14 protein-coding genes and 1 tRNA gene are annotated in these 21,168 nt (G+C 32.3%); 6 read left to right on the forward strand and 9 right to left on the reverse strand.

Features of this window, described 5'->3' with window-relative positions:
- Nucleotides 1–136: 136 nt before the first annotated feature.
- The 6 genes from rseP to JM81_RS13065 all read left to right on the forward strand — a co-directional run bounded on the left by rseP (nt 137) and on the right by JM81_RS13065 (nt 8,280).
- Complete coding sequence (gene rseP / locus JM81_RS13040) at nt 137–1,489, forward strand: RIP metalloprotease RseP (protein ID WP_144805644.1); 1,353 nt, start codon at nt 137–139, stop codon at nt 1,487–1,489.
- Nucleotides 1,490–1,570: 81 nt separating this feature from the next.
- Nucleotides 1,571–1,644: transfer RNA gene (locus JM81_RS13045), tRNA-Asn, on the forward strand.
- 626 nt (nt 1,645–2,270) lie between these two features.
- Nucleotides 2,271–3,629, forward strand: a complete 1,359-nt coding sequence (locus JM81_RS13050; protein WP_144804048.1) for a DNA adenine methylase — start codon at nt 2,271–2,273, stop codon at nt 3,627–3,629.
- Complete coding sequence (locus tag JM81_RS13055) at nt 3,626–4,903, forward strand: DNA adenine methylase (protein ID WP_144804050.1); 1,278 nt, start codon at nt 3,626–3,628, stop codon at nt 4,901–4,903. The genes JM81_RS13050 and JM81_RS13055 overlap by 4 nt, the downstream gene beginning before the upstream one ends.
- Complete coding sequence (locus tag JM81_RS13060) at nt 4,891–6,591, forward strand: McrB family protein (RefSeq protein ID WP_144804052.1); 1,701 nt, start codon at nt 4,891–4,893, stop codon at nt 6,589–6,591. The genes JM81_RS13055 and JM81_RS13060 overlap by 13 nt, the downstream gene beginning before the upstream one ends.
- Entirely contained in the window at nt 6,592–8,280 is a 1,689-nt protein-coding gene (locus JM81_RS13065; protein ID WP_144804054.1) for a hypothetical protein, read from the forward strand.
- Nucleotides 8,281–8,342: 62 nt separating this feature from the next.
- Here JM81_RS13065 and JM81_RS18450 read toward each other — a convergent pair whose 3' ends face one another.
- From JM81_RS18450 to JM81_RS13105, 9 genes are all read right to left on the reverse strand, one after another.
- Nucleotides 8,343–8,519 (reverse strand): hypothetical protein, encoded by a 177-nt coding sequence (locus JM81_RS18450; protein ID WP_186435573.1) that lies wholly within the window; start codon nt 8,517–8,519, stop codon nt 8,343–8,345.
- 490 nt (nt 8,520–9,009) lie between these two features.
- Nucleotides 9,010–10,338, reverse strand: a complete 1,329-nt coding sequence (locus tag JM81_RS13070) for a DUF6371 domain-containing protein (RefSeq protein WP_186435574.1) — start codon at nt 10,336–10,338, stop codon at nt 9,010–9,012.
- 112 nt (nt 10,339–10,450) lie between these two features.
- On the reverse strand, nt 10,451–11,977 hold the full coding sequence (locus tag JM81_RS13075) for a phage/plasmid primase, P4 family (protein ID WP_144804056.1): 1,527 nt from the start codon (nt 11,975–11,977) through the stop codon (nt 10,451–10,453).
- Nucleotides 11,967–12,317 carry a helix-turn-helix domain-containing protein gene (locus JM81_RS13080; RefSeq protein ID WP_144804058.1) on the reverse strand — a complete coding sequence of 117 codons (351 nt, stop codon included), beginning with the start codon at nt 12,315–12,317 and terminating at the stop codon, nt 11,967–11,969. Before JM81_RS13080 ends, JM81_RS13075 begins: the two co-directional genes overlap by 11 nt.
- An 82-nt stretch (nt 12,318–12,399) precedes the next feature.
- Nucleotides 12,400–13,317 (reverse strand): hypothetical protein, encoded by a 918-nt coding sequence (locus JM81_RS13085; RefSeq protein ID WP_144804060.1) that lies wholly within the window; start codon nt 13,315–13,317, stop codon nt 12,400–12,402.
- 24 nt (nt 13,318–13,341) lie between these two features.
- Nucleotides 13,342–14,568, reverse strand: coding sequence for a site-specific integrase (locus JM81_RS13090; RefSeq protein ID WP_144804062.1), 1,227 nt, complete (start codon nt 14,566–14,568; stop codon nt 13,342–13,344).
- Between the two features lie 290 nt (nt 14,569–14,858).
- Nucleotides 14,859–16,640, reverse strand: a complete 1,782-nt coding sequence (locus JM81_RS13095; RefSeq protein ID WP_144804064.1) for a hypothetical protein — start codon at nt 16,638–16,640, stop codon at nt 14,859–14,861.
- 9 nt (nt 16,641–16,649) lie between these two features.
- Complete coding sequence (locus JM81_RS13100; protein ID WP_144804066.1) at nt 16,650–17,951, reverse strand: DUF4249 family protein; 1,302 nt, start codon at nt 17,949–17,951, stop codon at nt 16,650–16,652.
- A 40-nt stretch (nt 17,952–17,991) separates the two neighbouring features.
- Complete coding sequence (locus JM81_RS13105) at nt 17,992–20,838, reverse strand: carboxypeptidase-like regulatory domain-containing protein (protein ID WP_144804068.1); 2,847 nt, start codon at nt 20,836–20,838, stop codon at nt 17,992–17,994.
- Nucleotides 20,839–21,168 lie beyond the last annotated feature (330 nt).

The raw sequence follows: 21,168 nt of genomic DNA on the forward strand, positions 1-21,168 counted from the left end.
CCTATGCAGGATTTCAAGAAAACTAGGACTAATGGCTGCCAAAATATTCATAAAAAATGCTGAGTGTGAACGGTTTCTTTTTTTAAGCGGCCGTAAAAATGTACTTTTGTCCGATTTTAATTTTCACGAAGAAAGAATGAGTCCCATTATAATTAAGACAATACAATTTTTTTTAAGCCTTTCATTGCTTATAGTCCTACATGAGTTAGGCCATTTTATCCCAGCAAAATATTTTAAGACCAGAGTAGAGAAATTCTATTTGTTCTTTGATGTAAAATTTGCGCTTTTCAAAAAGAAAATAGGGGAGACCGAATATGGTATAGGTTGGTTGCCTTTAGGCGGATATGTAAAAATATCCGGGATGATAGATGAAAGTATGGATAAGGAAGCCATGGCAGAGGAGCCGAAAGAATGGGAGTTTAGAAGCAAACCGGCTTGGCAACGTTTAATCATCATGTTGGGGGGTGTTACCGTAAATTTCATCTTGGCGGTATTTATCTTTATTGGTTTAGTCTTTACCTATGGTGAGGAGTATATTGCCAACGATAGTCTTAAAGATGGTATTTGGGTGACAGAGCCTGTTCTAGGAGATGCTTTGGGCGTACAGACCGGGGATAAGATTCTTGCCGTAGACGGCAATAAAATTAAAGCCCTGAACAGTATTGTTCCTGAATTGGTTTATGGTGAAACGATTACTATTGAACGTGATGGTGCTATCATTGAAAAAGAAATTCCGGTAGATTTTATTGAAACAATTTCTGACAATAAGGAGAATGCACGTTTTATAAGCCAAAGAAGTCCCTTTATCATTAATAGTATCCCTAAAAAATCTCCTAATGTTACAACAGGTTTTGAAAAGGGAGATGCACTTGTTGAAATTGAGGGCAACCCGGTTGAATATCTTGACCAGGTATCTCCATACTTAGAAGCGAATAAAGGTAAAACCTTGGATGTTGTAGTCAATAGAAACGGAACCAGGGTTCCTTTACGGGCAAAAGTTTCCGATGAAGGAAAATTGGGCGTTAGTCTAGGATTTGATACTTATCAAGAGTATGGTGAAAAGGGATATTTTAAAGTGGAGACCTTAAATTATTCTTTTTTGGAGTCTATACCTGCGGGATGGAACAAAGGGGTAAAAACCTTGACTGATTATATTAAGGGGATGAAAAAGATTTTCAATCCTGATACTGGTGCATATAAAGAAGTAGGTGGTTTTGCGGCGATTGGAGGCATGTTTCCAGATACATGGAACTGGCCCGCCTTTTGGGGAACAACGGCTTTTATATCCATTATCTTGGCGTTTATGAACATACTTCCTATTCCTGCCCTGGATGGTGGTCATGTGATGTTCCTGCTTTATGAAATGGTTACAGGTAGAAAGCCTAGTGATAAGTTTTTGGAGTATGCCCAAATAACGGGTTTCTTTATTTTGGTAGTACTTTTACTGTTCGCAAATGGTAACGATGTTTATAAATGGTTATTTAAATAAAAAAACAATTATTATTTATTTGGCGAATTTCAAAAAACTACTATATTTGCACCCGCTTTAGGAAACTAAAACGGGTTATTTTCCTCCTTAGCTCAGTTGGTTAGAGCATCTGACTGTTAATCAGAGGGTCCTTGGTTCGAGCCCAAGAGGGGGAGCATTGAAAGTGAAAGGGTTACAGAAATGTAGCCCTTTTTTAGTTTTTGATTGTTACACAATTGTAACACAAAGTAATTTTAGCGTGTAGTTATTTGTAATGCTAATACTTCTAATTTTTATATTTTAGATTAAGATTTACCAATTTTAAATCTATAAAAAGTCAAAAGCTTTAGAGGGTTCTAGTCTATTGATAAGCGGGTGGGTTTTAAAATTTCATTTTTCTTTTAAGATGCCTTTATTTTTATTTGTATAAGGATAATGACTACAAGTAGAGAAAGCACTTTTAAAATTAGACACCATTTTAAGTATAGATTCATTTTACTGCTTATCTTCAAACAATTCAATATTAAATATTGCAAGTGGTTTGACTATTGGCAATATTCAAAATTCGAGTATTATTTAATCAGTTAAAAAGTATTAAAATACTTAATTTGCCTTTGTCAAAAAACAATCAGTAATTAACCATGTGAAAAGGTTAAAGGAAGGTAAATTAGCCCTTCCAAACTATTAAGTAATCTAGTAGAATTGCCTGTTATAAATATTAAAATCAAAATGTATTTTATTAATGTATAGGTTAGGTTTTAAACGTAAATTTTATGGATTAACTAAAAAAAAGTAAAATAATTTGGAACAAATAGATATTAAACCAATAAATGAATTAGCCAAACCTATACAGTATCTTGGCGCAAAGAATCGAGTAATTGATTCAATTTTAAATGAAAGTGAGAATTATATTGGTGAGGGTTATGTTTTAGATTTATTTAGTGGTTCTTCAATTGTATCACAAGCGTATAGTAATATTGGAAAAAATGTCATTTCAAATGATGTACAGAAATTTAGCGGAATTATTTCAAAAACTTTCTTGAAAGTAGATTTTGAACCTAGCTTTTTAAATTTCCCTCTAGATATTCTATTTAAAAATTCTGACAATAAGTATTTTGGAATTTATGCAGACTGGATTAAAAAAGAGGATTTTTTTTTAAAAAAAAGAGATACTAAAAGCCTTTTAAATCTTTATAAAAACTTTCCTCTAATTTGGAATCGAAAAAATAATAAATCGGAAGAGGTAAATAATATTTTTGAAAAAATGATAACTCATTTATACGAGCCTGCTTTCAATATAGCACCTTTATTTACAACTATTTATGCTGGAACTTATTTTGGAATAAAACAATCAATTCAAATAGACAATCACAGAAGAAGATTAGAAGAATTACTAAATAATGATAATATAAATTCTTGGCAATACAATTTAGTACTGACATCTTTGATTAGTACTATTTCGCAAATTGTAAACAGTGCCGGTAAACATTTTGCACAACCAATAAAATTTGAAAATATTTTAAAAAATGATTTACTTGAATCGCGTTTATATAAGAACAGATTAATTGATATCGATTCAGTATTGTCAGAAAATATTATAAATAACATTTCATTAATTAAAAATAATACCTCGCTTACGAAGAACATAGTAATTAGTAAAACAATGGAATCTGTAATTGAGAATATAGATGTTTTGCCAAAAATTGACTTAATTTATGCTGACCCGCCATATACTGCTCAACAATATTCAAGATTTTATCATATACCTGAAATTTTAATAGAATACAAAATTCCTGAATTACAAATTCATAGAGATAAAGTAACTACTGGTCTTTACCCTTCAGATAAATTCAAATCACGGTTTTGTTCAATGGTAAAAGCACCAGAAGCGTTTTCAGATTTATTTAAGTTAACAAAAAACACTGAGTCGACATTGTTATTAAGTTATTCAAAGTCATTATCTGAAGATAATGGAAATAAAAGAATGATTACAATTGATCAATTAGAAAAATTAAAAGATGAAATCATTCCAAATTATCAAATGCAAATAGTTGAGTTAGATTTAAAATACAAACAACTTAATAATCACGATTCAATCAATCAAAAAACAGATAGTATAGAGGTTTTAATTGTTTTTTCAAAAGATATTATAAACCTATGATTCAAAGATATTTAGGTAATAAAGCGTCTATTATAGATTCGATAATTAGTGAAGTCGACAATTTATGCGATAAAGGAGACACTGTTTGTGATATATTCTCTGGAACAATGTCAGTTTCACTTAATTTAAAACTAAATGGATATAATGTTATTTCTAATGACATTAATAGTTTTTCTTATGTTTTTGGAAAAAGTTACTTATTAAATAACGAAATACCCTCAATAAATTTTAAATCACTTAAGATAAATCCAGAGGATTTTATAAAAAAGACTAAAAAAATATTAGCCACTTTAGATTCAAACGAAAAAGGGTATAAATTTTTAAAGAAAAAAGCTCTTAAAGGCTGCTTTTTGGATTTCTTAACCATTCTGCAATATTTAGAATCTCTAGATAGTTCGTTAATATCGAAAAAGTATAGAAAGAGTTATTTTTTTAATTATTATACTGAAAAAGGTAATGAAAGTGGTTTTAAAAGTTCTAGAGGCTCAACTGGAAAAAGAAGATATTTTTCACCAGAAAATGGTATTAAGCTAGACAATATTTTAAATAAGATAAGGGAATGGCATCAAGAAAAAGTAATTGAGGACAATCTTTATTATCTATTAATAAGTGTTGTATTGATTTCAGTTGAAAAAATTAGTAATATTCAAGGAACTTACCACGATTTCATAAGAGAAAGCTATGACTCCAGAGCATTAAATTCAATTAAATTACTTCCGCCAAAGTTTGATTTTATATTATCTAATTTAAATGGACATCAAATTGGAAAGGAAAGAGATTCACTTGAATATATAAAAGAAATTCCACGACATAAGGTTTTATATATCGACCCACCATATAATTTTAGACAATACACTTCTTATTATTTTATGTTAAACTTAATATCTGACTACTGTAAAATAGAAGATTTAGAAAAATACTTTAGCAAAACGAAATATGTTAGAGGTCAAAATATGGAAAAGGATTTTTCTTCCACTTTCTGTAAAAATGCACTTTTTATTTCTTCATTAAATGAGTTAATCACTAACGCAAAAACAGATTGGGTCATTATGAGTTATTATAATGGTAGAAACCACAAATCAGGTATTAATGGGGATAAAGAAGAAATACTAAATGATTTAGATAGTTTTTTTAATTCAGATTTATTTGAAGAAGGCTCGTTGCAAGTTAAAAATATTGAAAGAACAAATTACCAAAGTTATGGTGGACATAATGCTAAAAAAGTTAATGAAATTCTATTTATTGTAAAAAAGAATAATTTATGGATTGGTTAAAATTAATTAATAATGAAGCCTTTAAAGAATGGCTAATAAATACTGGTAGTTCATCAACACTACCTCAAGGCGATTTCAGATTAGACCCCTTTGGTTCTTCATTGCGTAAATTTAATAATGCTCATAGCTGGTTAGAAGTTCTTTCTAATACTGGTGTTTTTACACCATCAGGAAGAAAAAGTCAAGCTATTTCAGATTTAACCTCAGCTGAATTATTAAAGTCTGACGAAAGTTTTACAGATTTTGGTAAATTAGTATATGATAAATGGGAAAAATATTCAATCCCAGCAGGAAATGCCGACTATGAAATCCATCGGTGTTTATTACTTATCTCGGCTTCATTTAATAAATCAAATTCAGTATATAAAGATTATTATTCTAGATGGTTAGAATTGAGAAAAATCTTTAGTTTCAATTTTCTAATTAACAATAAAGTTTATTTGTATCTATTTTCTTATTTAGACAAAGATGCTGTAGGCTTTAATCCAGTTAAATTTGTCAAATCATTAAACTTAACTGAAAAGAATTTTACTTCTACTATAGATTGGGAATCAATTAAAACCTATTATAGCGATGCGTCTGTAGATACCGCTGTAAATAAATATGAATCAACAATTAGCGGTTATCTAACTAGAGAAGGTCGTTCAAATATTTGTATTGCTATGGAATTATTTAATAGCAATAAATCAGAAAGAGAGGCTGTTATAGCTGAAATTGGAATAGCTAGCCCTGAGTTAGATGTTTTAAATAATATTTTAGCAGATATCAAAGTAAGTATTAGTGCATCTCAAAAAATATATTACGGTGCACCTGGAACAGGTAAATCCCATAAAATAAAGGAAATTTTAAAAGGTAAAGAATCTAGAACGGAAAGGGTAACTTTTCATCCAGAATATGATTACGCTTCTTTTATAGGAGGTTTTAAGCCAATAACTGAAAAAGATGCAGTTTCTGGCTTAGATGAAATCAAATACAAGTTTGTACCACAAATTTTTACAAATATTTATATTGATGCTTGGCAAAACGAATTTCAAGATTATTTCCTAGTAATTGAAGAAATTAATAGAGGGAATTGTGCTGAAATTTTTGGAGATATATTTCAACTGTTAGATGAGGGTTATGAAATTACACCTTCATTCGAATTAGCTAACCATTTAGAAAAAATGTTAACTAAAAAAGGTTATGATGGATTTACAAATGGCAAAATGCAATTACCATCAAATCTAAGTTTATTAGCTACTATGAATACTTCCGACCAGTCTTTATTTCCTATGGATAGTGCATTTAAAAGAAGATGGGATTGGGAATACATACCTATCGACTATAACAAATTACCAGAAAACCCTTCGTCTAATTTTAAAGTAACCCTGTCAGACACAGAGTCTTTTTATTGGATTGATTTTATTAAAAAAGTAAATTCTATAATAAAGCAAAATCCAAACCTAGGTATGGATAAGTGTATTGGAAACTATTTTATCAAAGCAAAAGATGATACTATTTCATTAGAAGAGTTTATAAATAAAGCTATTTTCTATTTATGGAATGACGTTTTTAAAGATGAAGATGACCATATATTTGAGGAAAATACTTTTTATGAAGACTTCTTCCCTATTCCTGAAAAAGGAAAAGAAAAAGTAGAGAAAATACTTAAAAAGATTGGTTTAATCGAACCTGAAAAAGAAGATTAGATGAAAATTCTAATTGAAGGAGCATATTATCCGATTCTAACTCTTCAAAAAATTTTTGACGACCCAAAATTTTATATTCAAAACGGTTTAGAAGGTAAAATTATTTCTGTAGGTTACTATCATTCATTTGAAAAAAACGAATTAATTTACATGTTACCAAAAGTGTTTATGATTGATGACATAAATTCTATTTTTGGGAAAACTAAAGAGGAATTATTAAAATTAAATACTCTAAAAAATATTAAACATGATTTGCAATTTAATTGGATTCGGCAATCATCATTATATTTCTATAATAGCCTTTTAGAATATAGAAAGAGGATTATGGATTCTCAAATCGTAAACAAATCAGAGAAATTCGAATTAAATACCAACCTAGGAAACCAAGAATATTCTTATTTAGATTTACTATTGTCTTTTGTGAACTATTACAAAAAAAACAAAAACCATATTTTATATAAGCATATTGAATATAATTCAAATCAAGCGAAAAAACCAAAGTGGGATAAGACAATAAGAAAATCTTTACCTATTTTGAATGCAAATAATTCGCCAATTTATGTTTCAATTAGAAACAAAAAGAAAATTAAAAACACAGAAGAAGAATTGTTTATATATTTCTTTTCAATTTTAAATTACTTCAACCAAGAACATAAACTTAATTTAAAAATTGATAAATCCTTTTCAGTTATAAAAGGTAAATCCTTTAAAAGTCTTCAGGCAAATGGACTTTCAAAACTAAGAAAGATAAAGTATCGTTACTTTAATGACTCATTAAAAAGAATGTATTCTTTATGTGAAATATACTTTACGCAAACAGATAAAAGCAGTTTGAAAAGAAAAAGAGAAGATTTTATATCTGTAAATAATTATAACTTAGTATTTGAAGATATGATTGATAAATTATTTTCAGACGAATTAAATAATACAGAAATAGATAATGTTTCACTTCAAGATTTGAAAAAAAATGATGATGGTAAAATCATTGACCATATTTACAACTACCAATCTTTAATTGACACAAGTAATATCTTTTATATTGGGGATTCAAAATATTACAAATCTAACAAAGAAGCTGGTAATTTATCGAAATACAAGCAATTTACATATGCGAAAAATGTAATTCAATTTAATATTGATTTATTAAATGAAGACAAGGGCAAACCTTATAGAAAAGGAATTAGATATAGAGATGAACTTACGGAAGGTTACAATATAACACCTAACTTTTTTATATATGGTTACATCGAAAATAAGGAAAATTTTGATGAACATTTAATAGAAAAAAAGAAAGAATTACCAGTAAAATCATATCATTATAAAGAGCGTTTATTTGATAGGGATACTTTGTTTGTTCATCAATATAAAATCAACTTTTTATTTGTATTAAAAGCATATACGAATTTCAATACAGTAAAAACTCAGAAATTTAGAACACAAGTAAAGGAAGATTTTAGAAAGCATTTCATAGACTTTTTTAATAATACTAAAAACTGTGAATTTGAATTTTATAAATGTAAAGTAAAAACAGTAGAGCATTATAAATCCATTATAACAGATAATTTTAAAGCACTTAATGGAAAGTGTTATCTGAATATAGAAAATGAATTAATTCTAGCTAAGCACTTAGAGGATGAAATAAATATTTCCATAATGAAGGAATTTGAACAATTAACTGAGTTGATATAAAAATTTAAGTTTATAATTGGTCTTATCTTTTCAAATAGTAAATTGATTTGTGATAATGCCAGTTATAGTAATCTCAGTTTCCTTATTAGGTTTAACGTCAGATTTTCTTTTGTTTCTCTTTTTGAAGCCCAATATGCCTCCATACGAGCCTTACCCGTCAAACTTACCAATTCCCGATTTGTAAATTTGTTTCCTTCCTTAAACCTAGTCTGCTTGCCGCCAATAATTAGGTTTTTCATAATAGTGCTGTTATAGTTTTTTATAGCATTAGCCCTCATCTTTGTGGATAGGGCTTTGCTTTGAATACCTTTGCGTGGATGAAAATTGAATTTAGCTTTATATTCCTTGGAATTAAGATTATGCCTCCTATTTACGTGTAGTAATAACCTGTCATAGGCAACTTCACAAATTTCACAAATTGGTTGGTTCTTCGAATTAAATCTTGGGATATTGTACATAACTATAAATCGGTGGGTTTAAAATTTATATTTTTTCTTTATGATTTCCCAATCAACGTAAAAATATTAAATCGGCGGGTTTAAAAGAAATTTTCCAAAAATATCAAGTAAATCGGGGGTTGTTAGAATTGACTATGATATTTATAATACGATCATTTTAATAGTTATAGTTAAAATAGTTTGTTAGTTCATGACCTAATCCCCCCGTTGTTTAGATAGACTTTAAATGCCATATTTAATAGTCTTGAACCTATATACATACACTAGATTTTTAATTATTAGATGTTCTGTCTATATCAAGTTTGAGACTAGTTAAATTACATTTATCTAAATGTTTTATTAAGTCGGACCAGAAAATTCCGTCATCTAAATCAAGCCATTCTTTTTGGCTGTAATTTTCTCTATGGGTTCCTATGCGGTTTAAATATTCGTATTTTAAATAGTCCAGCTTTGAAACAAAATCAATTTCGATTGAATCAGGTTTAGCTATGTTCAACTCTTCATTACCTAACTCAAATTGTTTAAATTTTGGTTTTTGATGAACATTTAGGTTTTCATTTTTCATTTTTCGAAAGTTTGCCCAGTCGAGATTTTCTAGGAAATCGGCTAAATCTTTACCTTCCACTATATCCTTTTTAGAAGCAAATTGTTCCAATAAATCTGAGACCTCAAAATATGAACCTTGTAATTGTTCTTGTATCTCCTTTGCCCTATTTTTCCAGAGTTTAATAGCCCTACCATTTTTTGATAGGTCAGGGAACAAATACACTTTTCTGCCTTTTAAAGCTCTGCACTTGTTGAGGTTTAGACTGCTTAAGTTTGAGACTGCCAACCAGACTAAGTTTGCGGGGTCTTCTGGGAAGCCAAGATACAATGTGCCATAAATAGCCGTTTTAGGGGCTTCTACCAACGCAATTGGATTACATGGGTACTTGGTGAGCAAGTGTTCCCCAAATAGACAGGAAACCTTTGAGTCGTTTTGGTTGTATGCTTTGAGCCAATCAGGTAACTGCTTATTTTTAAATTCGGTATTAGTTAGTCTGGAATGGACCCAACCAGTATGGTATTTTTTACTTTTGTCTGTGTGGTTAGCATGGTCAAAAATCTTTTCTTGAATTGCTCTTACATTGTTGTTTAAATCGATAAAGGGAAATGCACATGCCCCTGTTTCTAAAATGGTCCCTAAATAATATTGTGAAATCACTTTTTCAATATCCTGTATTTTAAAGGGGAACTCTAGCCGGGTTAGGAAGGTTTGAATAAATACGTTTTTTTCGTATCCCGTTAGTAAACTTTCCAGAACTTCAAATGGTATAGGAGCCAAATTGTCCTCTTTGGAAACCTTTTTAATCTGTTTTGGCTCATTAAATTTACATACTTTTCCATGATCTTGTTCCTTTTTCCAAACAGAACTCGAATAGTCGTTAATGTAAGGGTTGAGGTGATAACCACATTTAATCTCACGATCGCAACGCCCATACTGTTCTGGTAAATATTCGCTTATTAAGGTATCAACGTATCTAACAAATTTTTTTTTGTAACAATGTGGGCAAAGATTCTTTTTGGCTCCTTTTTCTAGTGTATAGCGATATTGTTCCATATTAAAAGGTTTATTTCAGACTAACTTTAGTAACTAAAATAACTGGCCGAGTTACTGGAGTTATTTTAGTTACTCTTTAAGAACATCTTTATTTTTTGAGGAATTTTTTATTTCAATAAATGAAGGCGGCTAATTTGTTTCCCGTCACCCTATTGACAAAAACACCAAACCCAGATAGTCTTTTTATGAAGTTTGATTTATTAACAGGTTTAAAACCATCTTCTATGCAGAAGGCTCTGTACTCTTGGTATAATTCCTTTATCAATCGATATTCTGTTGGACTGTTTTGATAATTATTTTCATCAATGAACATTTTCACACTGTCCGATTGACTTTTATAATGGTTAACGGCCATTTTAACAGCTTCACAATCAGTAAACCGTTTTTGATTCAATAACCTATCAAGACCTTCTAAAACCCAGTTGAAAACTCCCGACAATTCATTTTCAATTATTTTCGAATGTAATTGTTTGTCCTGCTCATGGGGCGGAATAGTTACATCAAATGGAATTATTAAAAATCTTCTGAAGTAGGCATTTGTATGTTCAACGTCTCTTGGTAGCTCATTACAGTTGAAGATTAATTTGGCATATTGTTTTAATGTAAAGGGTTCGCCATAAGGTAGACGGGCTTCAACAGGTTCTCCTGATACCAATTGTTTGAATATGGCACTTTCTAATTTGCCATTTATCTCACTTGCATAGTTCACCAATTTGTTTGCAAGTTTTGCCCTAAAATAGCCGTTGTCATTTGTCAGACTCTGTAATGAGAAGTTGCTGGTGTTTTGCGCTCCAAATAATGCGCTAACGATTTCAAAGAATACACTTTTACCATTTGCACCAGTTCCATAAAGTATCAAAGCTTTTTCCTCTTTAAGCCTGTTGCTACCATGTTTAATAAACACAAAGCCCAAGTATTCAGCCAATACCATTTGACGATCTTTATCAGGTAGCACACGTGTTAAGTATTCTTGAAATAATGGTGCTTTAGCTTCAGGATCGTAATCAAAAGGGAGTTGGTAAGTAAGAAAGTCTGAAGGGTCAAATGGTTTCAATCTGGTATTATCCGTGCTTACCTCAAAAGTGCCGTTCTTTAAGTTTATCAAAACTCTATTAGATAAAGATGGTTTTGGTTCCAAATAGGCCGTTCCCATGAATTGTTTGTAAAGCTGTTCTCTAAAATGATAATAACGGGCTGAAAATATGGGAACTTTCATTTTTTCTGCTGCTAAGCCTAAAAATTTTTGAAATGCCTCTTTGTCCAGTTCATTCCAGAAGGTGCCATTATAAAGGTAAATAGTATCATGGTTCTTACAGAGCCCCCAGCGATTGTTTTCCGCCATACTTATAACGTTCTGTACGGCTAAAATCAAATAATGTTTGATACTTAACTTGAAGTTTTCCATACCTTCAGGGTTTGCCAATCCTTCAAAATCTAAAGGCTCAAATTTTTCAATCAACTGCATCAAAATCTTATCGTGTGGGATGGATGTGGTTCTGGTTAAAGTTTGAAAGTGCTTTATTATAGTTTTTGGGTTTTTGAGTGACTCAAATTTGGGATTTAACGGTATTGTTTTATCTGTTTTTTCCCTATCTTCAGTTTTCGATTTTATAGGGGCTGTTCTTTGGTTACTTTCCATGGTTCTGCCCTTTTTTGTTGTTATACAGGTAATTATCTGCTTCTGCTTCTTCCTTAATACTAGAATCCGATTTGTTTTGCCCTTCTTTTATGTATTCTATTAATTGGGATTTGAAAAAGTATAGACGGTTACCCCTTTTTAAATAAGGGATTTCATTTTTGTTTACCTTACCATACATTGTGGGTACTGTTAAACCCAGTAGGGTTGAGGCCTCCTTAATTAGAATTGGTAGTTCTTCATTAGGAAGTGATTTTTTTTGTTCAGGATGGTGTTTTATATCAAGAATTAGATTCTCAATTTGAGCTAACCGACTCTCAATAGATTCAAAAGGATTCTTCATTTGTACAAGATTTTAGTTATTATTCTTGTACAAATATTGTAGTATGTGGAGGGTGATAACCGGTTATAACCGGTTACTTATTTTAATTATATTTTGTTTTTATAATGTTTGCTAAGATTGCCAAGTCATCCATGGCGCTATTTTTTTCTTCATTATTTAGGAAGTGAAGTATGCCCTCAATTATTTTTTGCTTGTTTTTATTTTTGACAAGGGTCCCTTCGTCACCTTTTCTATTTGTTCTACTTATAAAATAATTTACATATTGATATAATTTGTGTCCAGACGCCCAGCCATATTCTTTTGCTAAAGTCTTAGCTTCTTTTTGTGTTAATGATTTTCCTACTTTGTAAGCGTGAATAATGGCAATTTCTTTTAGACTTAACCTTTCTTTTATTTTTAATTCCGACAATAAAAATTGTAGATGATTTTTAAGTAAAATATGCCTAAAGTATGTAAGGACCTCTGTGCTTCTAATTACTCTATATGAATGTGTAGTAGGTTTTTTTTTGTAGTAGTTACCGTCAAGTATTCTTAATGTTTCAATTACTTCGGCTTTTGAAAGTTTATTTTTTCCCGATGCCATATAATCGAAAAATCCTTTGTCTGAATTATAGATAGTTTCATGATCAAGATTGGCGTTTGTTGAGGTTTCTGTTGTTATGCTGTTAATGGCTTCTTTTTCCCTTGCTTCAATTTCCTTTAGTTCTTTCCTTAGATATTGCTCTTTTAATCCAGATTTAAGCTTGTTTTTAAATTGCTGATTACTAATGTGATTCTTAAAACATACTTCAGCGTTATATATTAGAAACCAGTAGGTAAACTCAACGTTGTTTGTTTTATCTGGAAAATGCTTTGAAGGTAGTTCTAATATAAGGGAGTGTAAAGTATCTGGATTGCCCTCCTGTTTCTTCTTTAGGTAGTCAAGTTTTTGAGTAACTGTAGGGTGTTTACATAATTCTTTTTCTAGTTCTAAAAGGTTTAGTTTATTTCTTGTATCCATATAATTTCAAGTTGTTCTTTGAGTTTATTTGGCCTTTTTAAACCCATCCGTTAGAACATCTGTTTGCTTTTGTATTTGGTCGTTTTCAAAGCTGTCCAAATAACTTTCTGTAACACCAACAGAACTATGCCCTAGTAAATCGCTAATCATAGAAATATTAGCCCCTGAACGCTTTAAAACGGTTGCAAACGAATGTCGGGCAAAATATGTTGTGACATTTTTATTAATTCCTAAATCAGCCGAAATCAATTTCATGTATTTATTTATAATTTTAGTTAATTGCTGGTATGTTGCACGCTGCTTTTCAATGGTCATTCCATTTTTAATATGTGGGAATATGTAAGACTCCTTAGTAACAGATGGCACACCCCATTTTTTAATTATAATCCAAGTTTCTGGCTTTAATGCTACTGAAATCACTTTGTTTTCTTTCTTGTTTCTTATGGTTTTTTCTCTGCGGTAGGTTAGCATCTCTCCGTCAATATTTTTCCATTTTAACAAGCAAAAATCTTTAACATTCATACCATTGGATAAGTAAAGGAATAACCAGTAATCCTTTGCCATATCTTTGGTTGTGTTTGGGGTTGTTCTGTAATTATAAATACTGGCTATTTCTTCAACCGTTAATGCCTTTTTAACATTTTGTCCTGTTGGTATGGAATATTTACCTTGCTTACCTCCAAATGGATATAGGCTTTTATCGATATTTTGAAGGTTATATATTGTTCTTAGGCTCCTAAGATAGATGCCTACAGTCGTCCTACTTTTATTGTTTTTAACCATCCAGCTTTCGTATTGCTTTAGGAGGGTAGGGGTGATATCCGCAAACGTCAGTCCTTTTTTAAAATCTTCAATGCTATTAATAGCAGTTTTATAACTAACGGCCGTTCCAATACGATTTTCGGATTTCAACTCTTTTATATAATTTTCAAACGCAAATGAAACACTGTTTTCAGTATTGCGTAGTTCAAAATATTTTTCCTCAAACCTTGTAAATGTAAATACTGTTAGACCGGAAATTACGTTTTGAGCTTTTGTTAGTAGATGGTTTAGCCTGATTAGCAGTTTTTTCTGGTCTTTAGTTCTACGTTCGGCATTCATTAACTTAAAAAACTCTTCTGGTGTTAAATGAATACCTGTGGGATAATATTTTCGCTTCCTGTTGAAGGTTACCTTAATCTTTATGGAACAATCTCCATTTTTTCTGGGTCTAAGCTGATCTAAGTATATGTTTGCTTCCGCTTGTTTCATTGAATTATTTTTCGGTGTAACACAATTGTAACACAAATATAATATAATAAAGCAAACCAAAACATAAGAAAGTTTGTTTCAAATTGCTGATAACAATAGTCTATAAGGGGTTTTAGTGTAATTTTTTTTGATTTATTATAAGATTAGTTTGGTTACAAATTATGACTGTTAATCAGAGGGTCCTTGGTTCGAGCCCAAGAGGGGGAGCAAAAAGTAAAAGCCTTATCAGAAATGATAAGGCTTTTTTGTTTTATGGCTGTGCTGTAATAAGGGTAACTGGTCATTATGGACTAATCTAGTTGTTGTGCCACTACCGTAATTTTTTTGGATACGGTTAGCGGCTTACCGTATGATGTAAAACCGTTTAATGTTATTTCAAATTCCCCATCAAGGTCAGAAGTGTAGAATTCAAAATTATACGTACTTTCGTTAATCCTTAATTGAGGTTGCCAAAACAATAAGTTTCTATAGTCTGGTATACGTTGATAAGAGGTGTCTTCCGCTAGGTATTTTTGTACAAAATAATTTTTTTTGGACACTGGCCTTTCAAAAGGAACTACGGTACTATTGGGGGCGCTATAGCCTTCAACGTAATCTCCCTTAAAGGTTTCAATAGATACAATTCCTTGATAGTCTTTTTGGCCCAAACGAAACTGATCTCTTATCAAACTAATTTTTTCAATAGTACGGGCATCCATATTTCGTATTTCACTATGTTGGGGAATAAATACGCCATCTACCAAAACTATAGCGGGAAAATCGTTGTATTGCTCATTATAGTCCTTAAAATCTTGGGAAACCTTTATATAATCCTTACCCTGGTCGTTCTTTCTATAACCGGAGTATTCGACCACTTCTTTTAGGGTTTCCTCAAGAGTAGGGAAAAGGGTATACTCTTCTAAAAGAACTACCTCTGGTATTCCTCCGTCAAATGGGTCAATGGGATCGCTGGCCAGAATAGAGTCTGGTTTTGCGGTAAAAAACTGGTTTTCTATTTGGTTTGCAATGCTACGGTCCTTTATTGATTGTGCCATTTTTTCGGTGAGTACAAAATCTGAAAATGATAAACCTGCAAGGTCCAATTTTCTTGTACTGGATTTTTCAATGGTATAACTTTTATCTTGATTTTCTATTTGAACTATAGCCATGGCATGCTTGTGGTCCTTAATGAAATAAGAATAGAAATTACCCTTATCGTCCGTTTGCGAAAACTTCAGTAAAAACTCCTTACCAGGTATTGAGATGACCACGGGTATATTGGGTACAGGTACCTTGGTCTCCTTATCCACAACTTTTCCAAAGAAAAGTTCACCACGCTGTTCCGGTAAAAAAATACTATCACCTACCGCTTGTGTAATCTGTTTATTGGCATTAAAGTAATTTGTGGCATACGTGGTAGCCTCTAAAGCGGGCGTACTGTTAAGTTCATCAATTTTCTTGACTTTTATGCTATAGGTTCCATAACCTAATGGACCTTTATAATTTTTAATGGTCAACCCTACTTTTTCCCTTGTTTGGTAGGTAGATTTATTGGTAGAAAGGGCTATTGTGGCAGAATCTATGCTCCTTTTTGTTTCCTTTTCATCCACATAATTTTCTAAATGCGTATTGGACTTGGGGAGTAGGGCAGTTTGGTCTGCTAAATATGGGTTTATAATAATAATATCATCTTTAAAGACTTGGGATAGACCAGCGTTTTTCATCCATTGTGTATACCCTAATAATTTGTATTTACCAGATGGAATTTCAGTGGTCACAAAAAAGTCTCCGGCACCATGGCCTTTTGCCAGTTTAATCTTGTGTTCAAAAAAGAATTGCTTGGATTCGTTGACCAATGCCACGTAACCAATTTTACTCACATCTGTAAGTTTATTGGTCTGTGCATTGAAAAAGTGTACACTATAATACAAATATTCACCAGATAGAAGAATAGGTCCATTGTGATCAATATAGGCTTTTTCTTGGGGTACTTTTTTAAGTTTTAAAAGATCGGCACCATCCTTTATTACATATTGGGCTTGAGCATAAAAAACACTCAACAGAAATAAGATGGCTATAGTTTTTGTTTTCATATCATTAATTTATTCTTCCCAAAAATCGGGTACTATATTACTCCCTAATAGTGTGCAATCTCCGCATATCTTTGGTACAAATAGATGAGGTCCAAAACATTGCTCCGTATCAGAATTAGGGCCTACATAACTGATTAAATCAAGGTTTACCTGTTCTATAATGGATTGTGGGCAGGGATTGGGCCCAGAAGGACCACTATAACAATACGATTCGTGAGACTCCGGCGCAGTTTTTACTTCGCAGTTAAAAGGATAAGGGGGTAAAGGTTGTCCGTCATAGAAATCCGTATAATTAAGGAACAATCTCTTTTTGGAAACAGAAACAACATCAAAAAATCCAATAACCGTTCCTTGGCTGCCATCATCCGAGGAGAGATTTCCTTCTAAAAATCCCGGTTGTACCTGTGAAAAAATATTGCCGGACTGACTAAAATTATTTAGTTGTTCGTAAAAACCGTAGGATTCTGAACCTGCGACGGACTGTGTAACCTCTATACTATATCTATGGGTTAATATGTAATTGTCCTTGGCTACAAAGTGAACCATGAAATTATTTATACCACTACTGTTCGTATTGGTATTTTGAGTCTGAATAATGGTATTGGACGATGCATAGCCGTAACAGGTTTGTTGTTCGTTTACCCGGTCCACGATTTCTAGGTCATAAGTTGGTACAGGTAAAGCACAAGGATCGTAATTGGTTAATTTAAAATCTTTCTGGGTCCAGTTTGGAGCAATAATCTTATAGGTTTCTTCATAGGTGTAGCGTAAGTTTTTTACATTGCCCTCAACCCTGGAATTGTTCAGGAAAATGCCAATGCCTTCAATGCCCGAGGCATTGGTGGTTTTAGCGGCATAAACATCTGCAATAGTGGAAATTCCTTCAATTTTCATGGCTTTGGATGAATAGGTTGCTCCATCTGTCGTTGCTATGTTCAAAGCATAGGTATTAGAAGGATCGGCAGCAAATTCAGTACTGCTTTCATAAATTCCCGGGCTAGTTTCATTAAAGCTATATAGGGTTCCAGATCCATCTACTATGGATACCGTGGCATTGCGTTCATAAGGGACCAAATCCCTGTTGATATCACGTATAGGAACATATGGATTGTAAATGGAATCTATGCCAAGGTCCGTTAAGGTATCCATTCTGCTCAGGACCACACGATGTGTTTTAAGTTCGTTTGTCAACGTAGCCTCTACGATTAGGATTTTATTGGTAGTGTCATTGGAACCAATTCCTAGGTCTACCTCGTCAATGCAGGAAACCAATAGTGTAAAAAGGGTTATGATGATCGCTATTCTTTTCATTGAATATTGTTTATATCAGAGGGACTTATTAACGCTATCTTTAAAATTTAAAATTATAGGTGATAGATGGTATGGGGATTGCAAAAATTGAACTTTGTAATGCTTTGACTTCACCATCATCTGTAACAAAAAATACGGAGTAGGGATTATTTCTCCCTAAAACGTTATAAACCGAAATGGTTACAAAACTATGCGCCAACTTATTTTTTTTATGGTTTCCCTCAATATTCACCCCCAGGTCCAACCGGTAGAAATCAGGAATTCTAAAAGCATTTCTATCGCTAAAGGCTACATAATCAGAATTGTTATATCTAAATGTACCTATAGGGTAAGTAATGGGCCTACCGGTTTGGTACACGAAATTGGCAGATACACTATACCTTCTTGAAAACTTATAATTGGTCACTAAACTTACATCATGGGGCTTATCAAAATTTGATGGAAAGTAGTTGCCATTATTGATACGTTCTTCGCTAAAATCACTATCAAATTTATAAAACGATCTAGAATACGTATAGCCCAACCACCCGTTTAAGTTTCCGGATTTCTTTTTTAATAAAAGTTCCACACCATATGCTTTTCCATCACCTTGTAACACTTGGGTCTCTACATTTTCGTTCAAAAAAAGATTGGCGCCGGTTTTAAAATCAAGTACGTTCTGCATTCGCTTATAATAGCCTTCCAAACTAATTTCAAACATATTGTCCTTTAAATTCTTATAAAAACCTAATGAAGCTTGATAACCAGTTTGTGGTGAAATATTTAAATCTGATAACTTCCAGGTATCAATTGGCGAAACAGTGGTATTGTTGGATAGGGTGTGCAAAAACTGATATGAATTATTGATACTAGCCTTTACCGAAAAATCCGGGGCCAATAGATATCGGGCAGAAATTCGAGCTTCTGGTCCACCATATGTTTTAATGGCTTCTGCACTTCCATAGGAAAGGGTATCTTGAACAGTAGATTCGTTTTTTGGCGAATTCTCTTCATATGTACGTTGGGTGGCAGAACCTAGAGCGGCAAAGCCTGCAAGTCTTACTCCCATGTTAACGGTCAACTTATCGTTAACTTTAAGTTCGTCTCCAATAAAAAGGGCGCCCTCAACAGCTTGTTCCTCATCAATATAAATTGGGGATATTGCAGAGGAATTGTCCTTAGGTTCCAAACTGCCCGGGTTTACACCATAATATTTGGCGGAGATACCGTAATCTAATGTATGTTTATCATTTGCTGTCTTGCGTATTTTATATTTTACTTCCGTTTCATTTATACTGTAGTCCAAATCAAAATCTGTATTGGAGGAGCTTTCATAATCAATTCCAAATCCATAGTTACTATTGGCTATTATTAGGGCATTTGTGGTCTTGTCATTAATTCTGTGATCCCATCTGGCGGAAAATAGTCGGTTGCTATAATTATAAAGAGAGTCTGAGGTTATACTGAAGGCATCACGACTATAATATGCGGTGGCCTTTATTTCATTGTTATCGTCCAATTTATCATGGTATTTTACAATACCGTCAAAAAAAGATGCATTACTATTCTTTAAAGATTCCTCGTCCAAGGATTTTAAAATCCAATCTGCATAGGCGCCCCTACCTCCTACGATTAAAGATGAACGGTCTTTCTTTAAGGGTATTTCCAATGCTAAATTTCCGGTGACGGGCCCAATGGAACCTTCTCCTGAAAATTTTTCAACATTTCCATTTTTAGTGCGTATATCAAATACAGATGATAGTCTTCCTCCAAATTCTACCGGGATTGCTCCTTTGTAAATTTCTACACCTTTGGTCGTAAATGGGTTTAAAGCTTGGAATATGCCAAAGAAATGCTGTGGGATGTATATGACGGCATCATCTAGCAGAACAAGATTTTGGTCCGTTTTACCGCCACGTACGTTTAGCCCAGTGGCACCTTCCCCTGCGGATGAAATTCCGGGTAAAGCTTTCGCAACTTGCAAAATATCACGTTCTCCAAGTACCAATGGTATATTTTTGGAGGTTTCGGAATCTATTTGTTCGCTACCTGTAATGGCCTCTTCTACATTTTTTAATGCATCGGCCTCTACTACAACCTCATCCAATTGTTGCAGTCCCTCTTCAAGAAATAAATTTAAAGATCCATTATTGTACATGATGATCTCCCTTTCCGTAGATGCTATACCCATGGCCCTAATATTTAATATATGATATCCCACAGGTAATGATAAGGTATAGGTTCCGGTAGCATCTGTAACCGTAGCTAGATTGGTGCCCTTAACGCGTATGGTCAAATCCTGTATAAGTTCTCCGCTCTTGGCATTTATAGCCTTACCGGTTAATACATAACGTTCTTGAAGGTCGTTTAGGTCACTTTTGCCAATTTTTGCAACAGGATAGGTTTTTTTGGTTTGCGAAGTGGTATAGAAAGGAGGGGGTGGTGGAGCCTTAACTTTTGGTTCGTTTGTGCCAATTTGGTCGGTATTTGTTTTGTTTCCGAAAAAACCTGCAGGTAGTTCATCATAAATAATGGTGTTTTCTAAAAGAATAATGCGTTTTTCTTTTTCAATTATATAATAGTTTAATGAAGTATTCTTTAAAACTACATCTAATATTTCAGGCAACTTTTGATCGGTAAATGAAACTGTGACTGTATCGTTATTAATCCAGGATTCCAAAAAATAGAAACTATAATCGGTTTCACTTTCCATATCCAATAGTATCTGATTTAAAGGAATACGTTCATAGGCTCTGGACAATTTGGTCTCTTGACTTTTAGTGGAAAGTGAAAGAAATAAGAAGAGGAAAATGGTCAATATACCTTTTATATGATTCTGACTTTTACAAAGAAATTTTAGAATATATATCAATGAGTATTTGTAACGGTTTGGTGGTTTCGTGGTCATGAAATGTAGTTGGTTGGCTAGCTACAAGATAGCGTATGGATTACAATAAAAAAAACGTGTTGCAGGTATACATAAAGAAATAGCTAATTTTTATAGTATTATAAATTTTGTCCTACCTATTTTACCAGATTAAATCTTCTTATTGAATTTTTCTACACTAATATTTTCGGTTTGTGCTAAACCACAAATTTAAGTTTTAAGAGAAGTTTTTAAGTGCTTCCTTTTTATAAGTTAATATTCTTAAAAAAGAATTTTAAATAAAATAAAAGTAGGAAAAAGATTGTAAAATTGAGTTCGGTACTTTTTTTAGAGATGTTTTGAAAAAAAAAT

It is taken from the genome of Maribacter sp. MAR_2009_72 (genome assembly GCF_007827235.1).
In the GTDB taxonomy this organism is placed as follows: domain Bacteria; phylum Bacteroidota; class Bacteroidia; order Flavobacteriales; family Flavobacteriaceae; genus Maribacter; species Maribacter sedimenticola.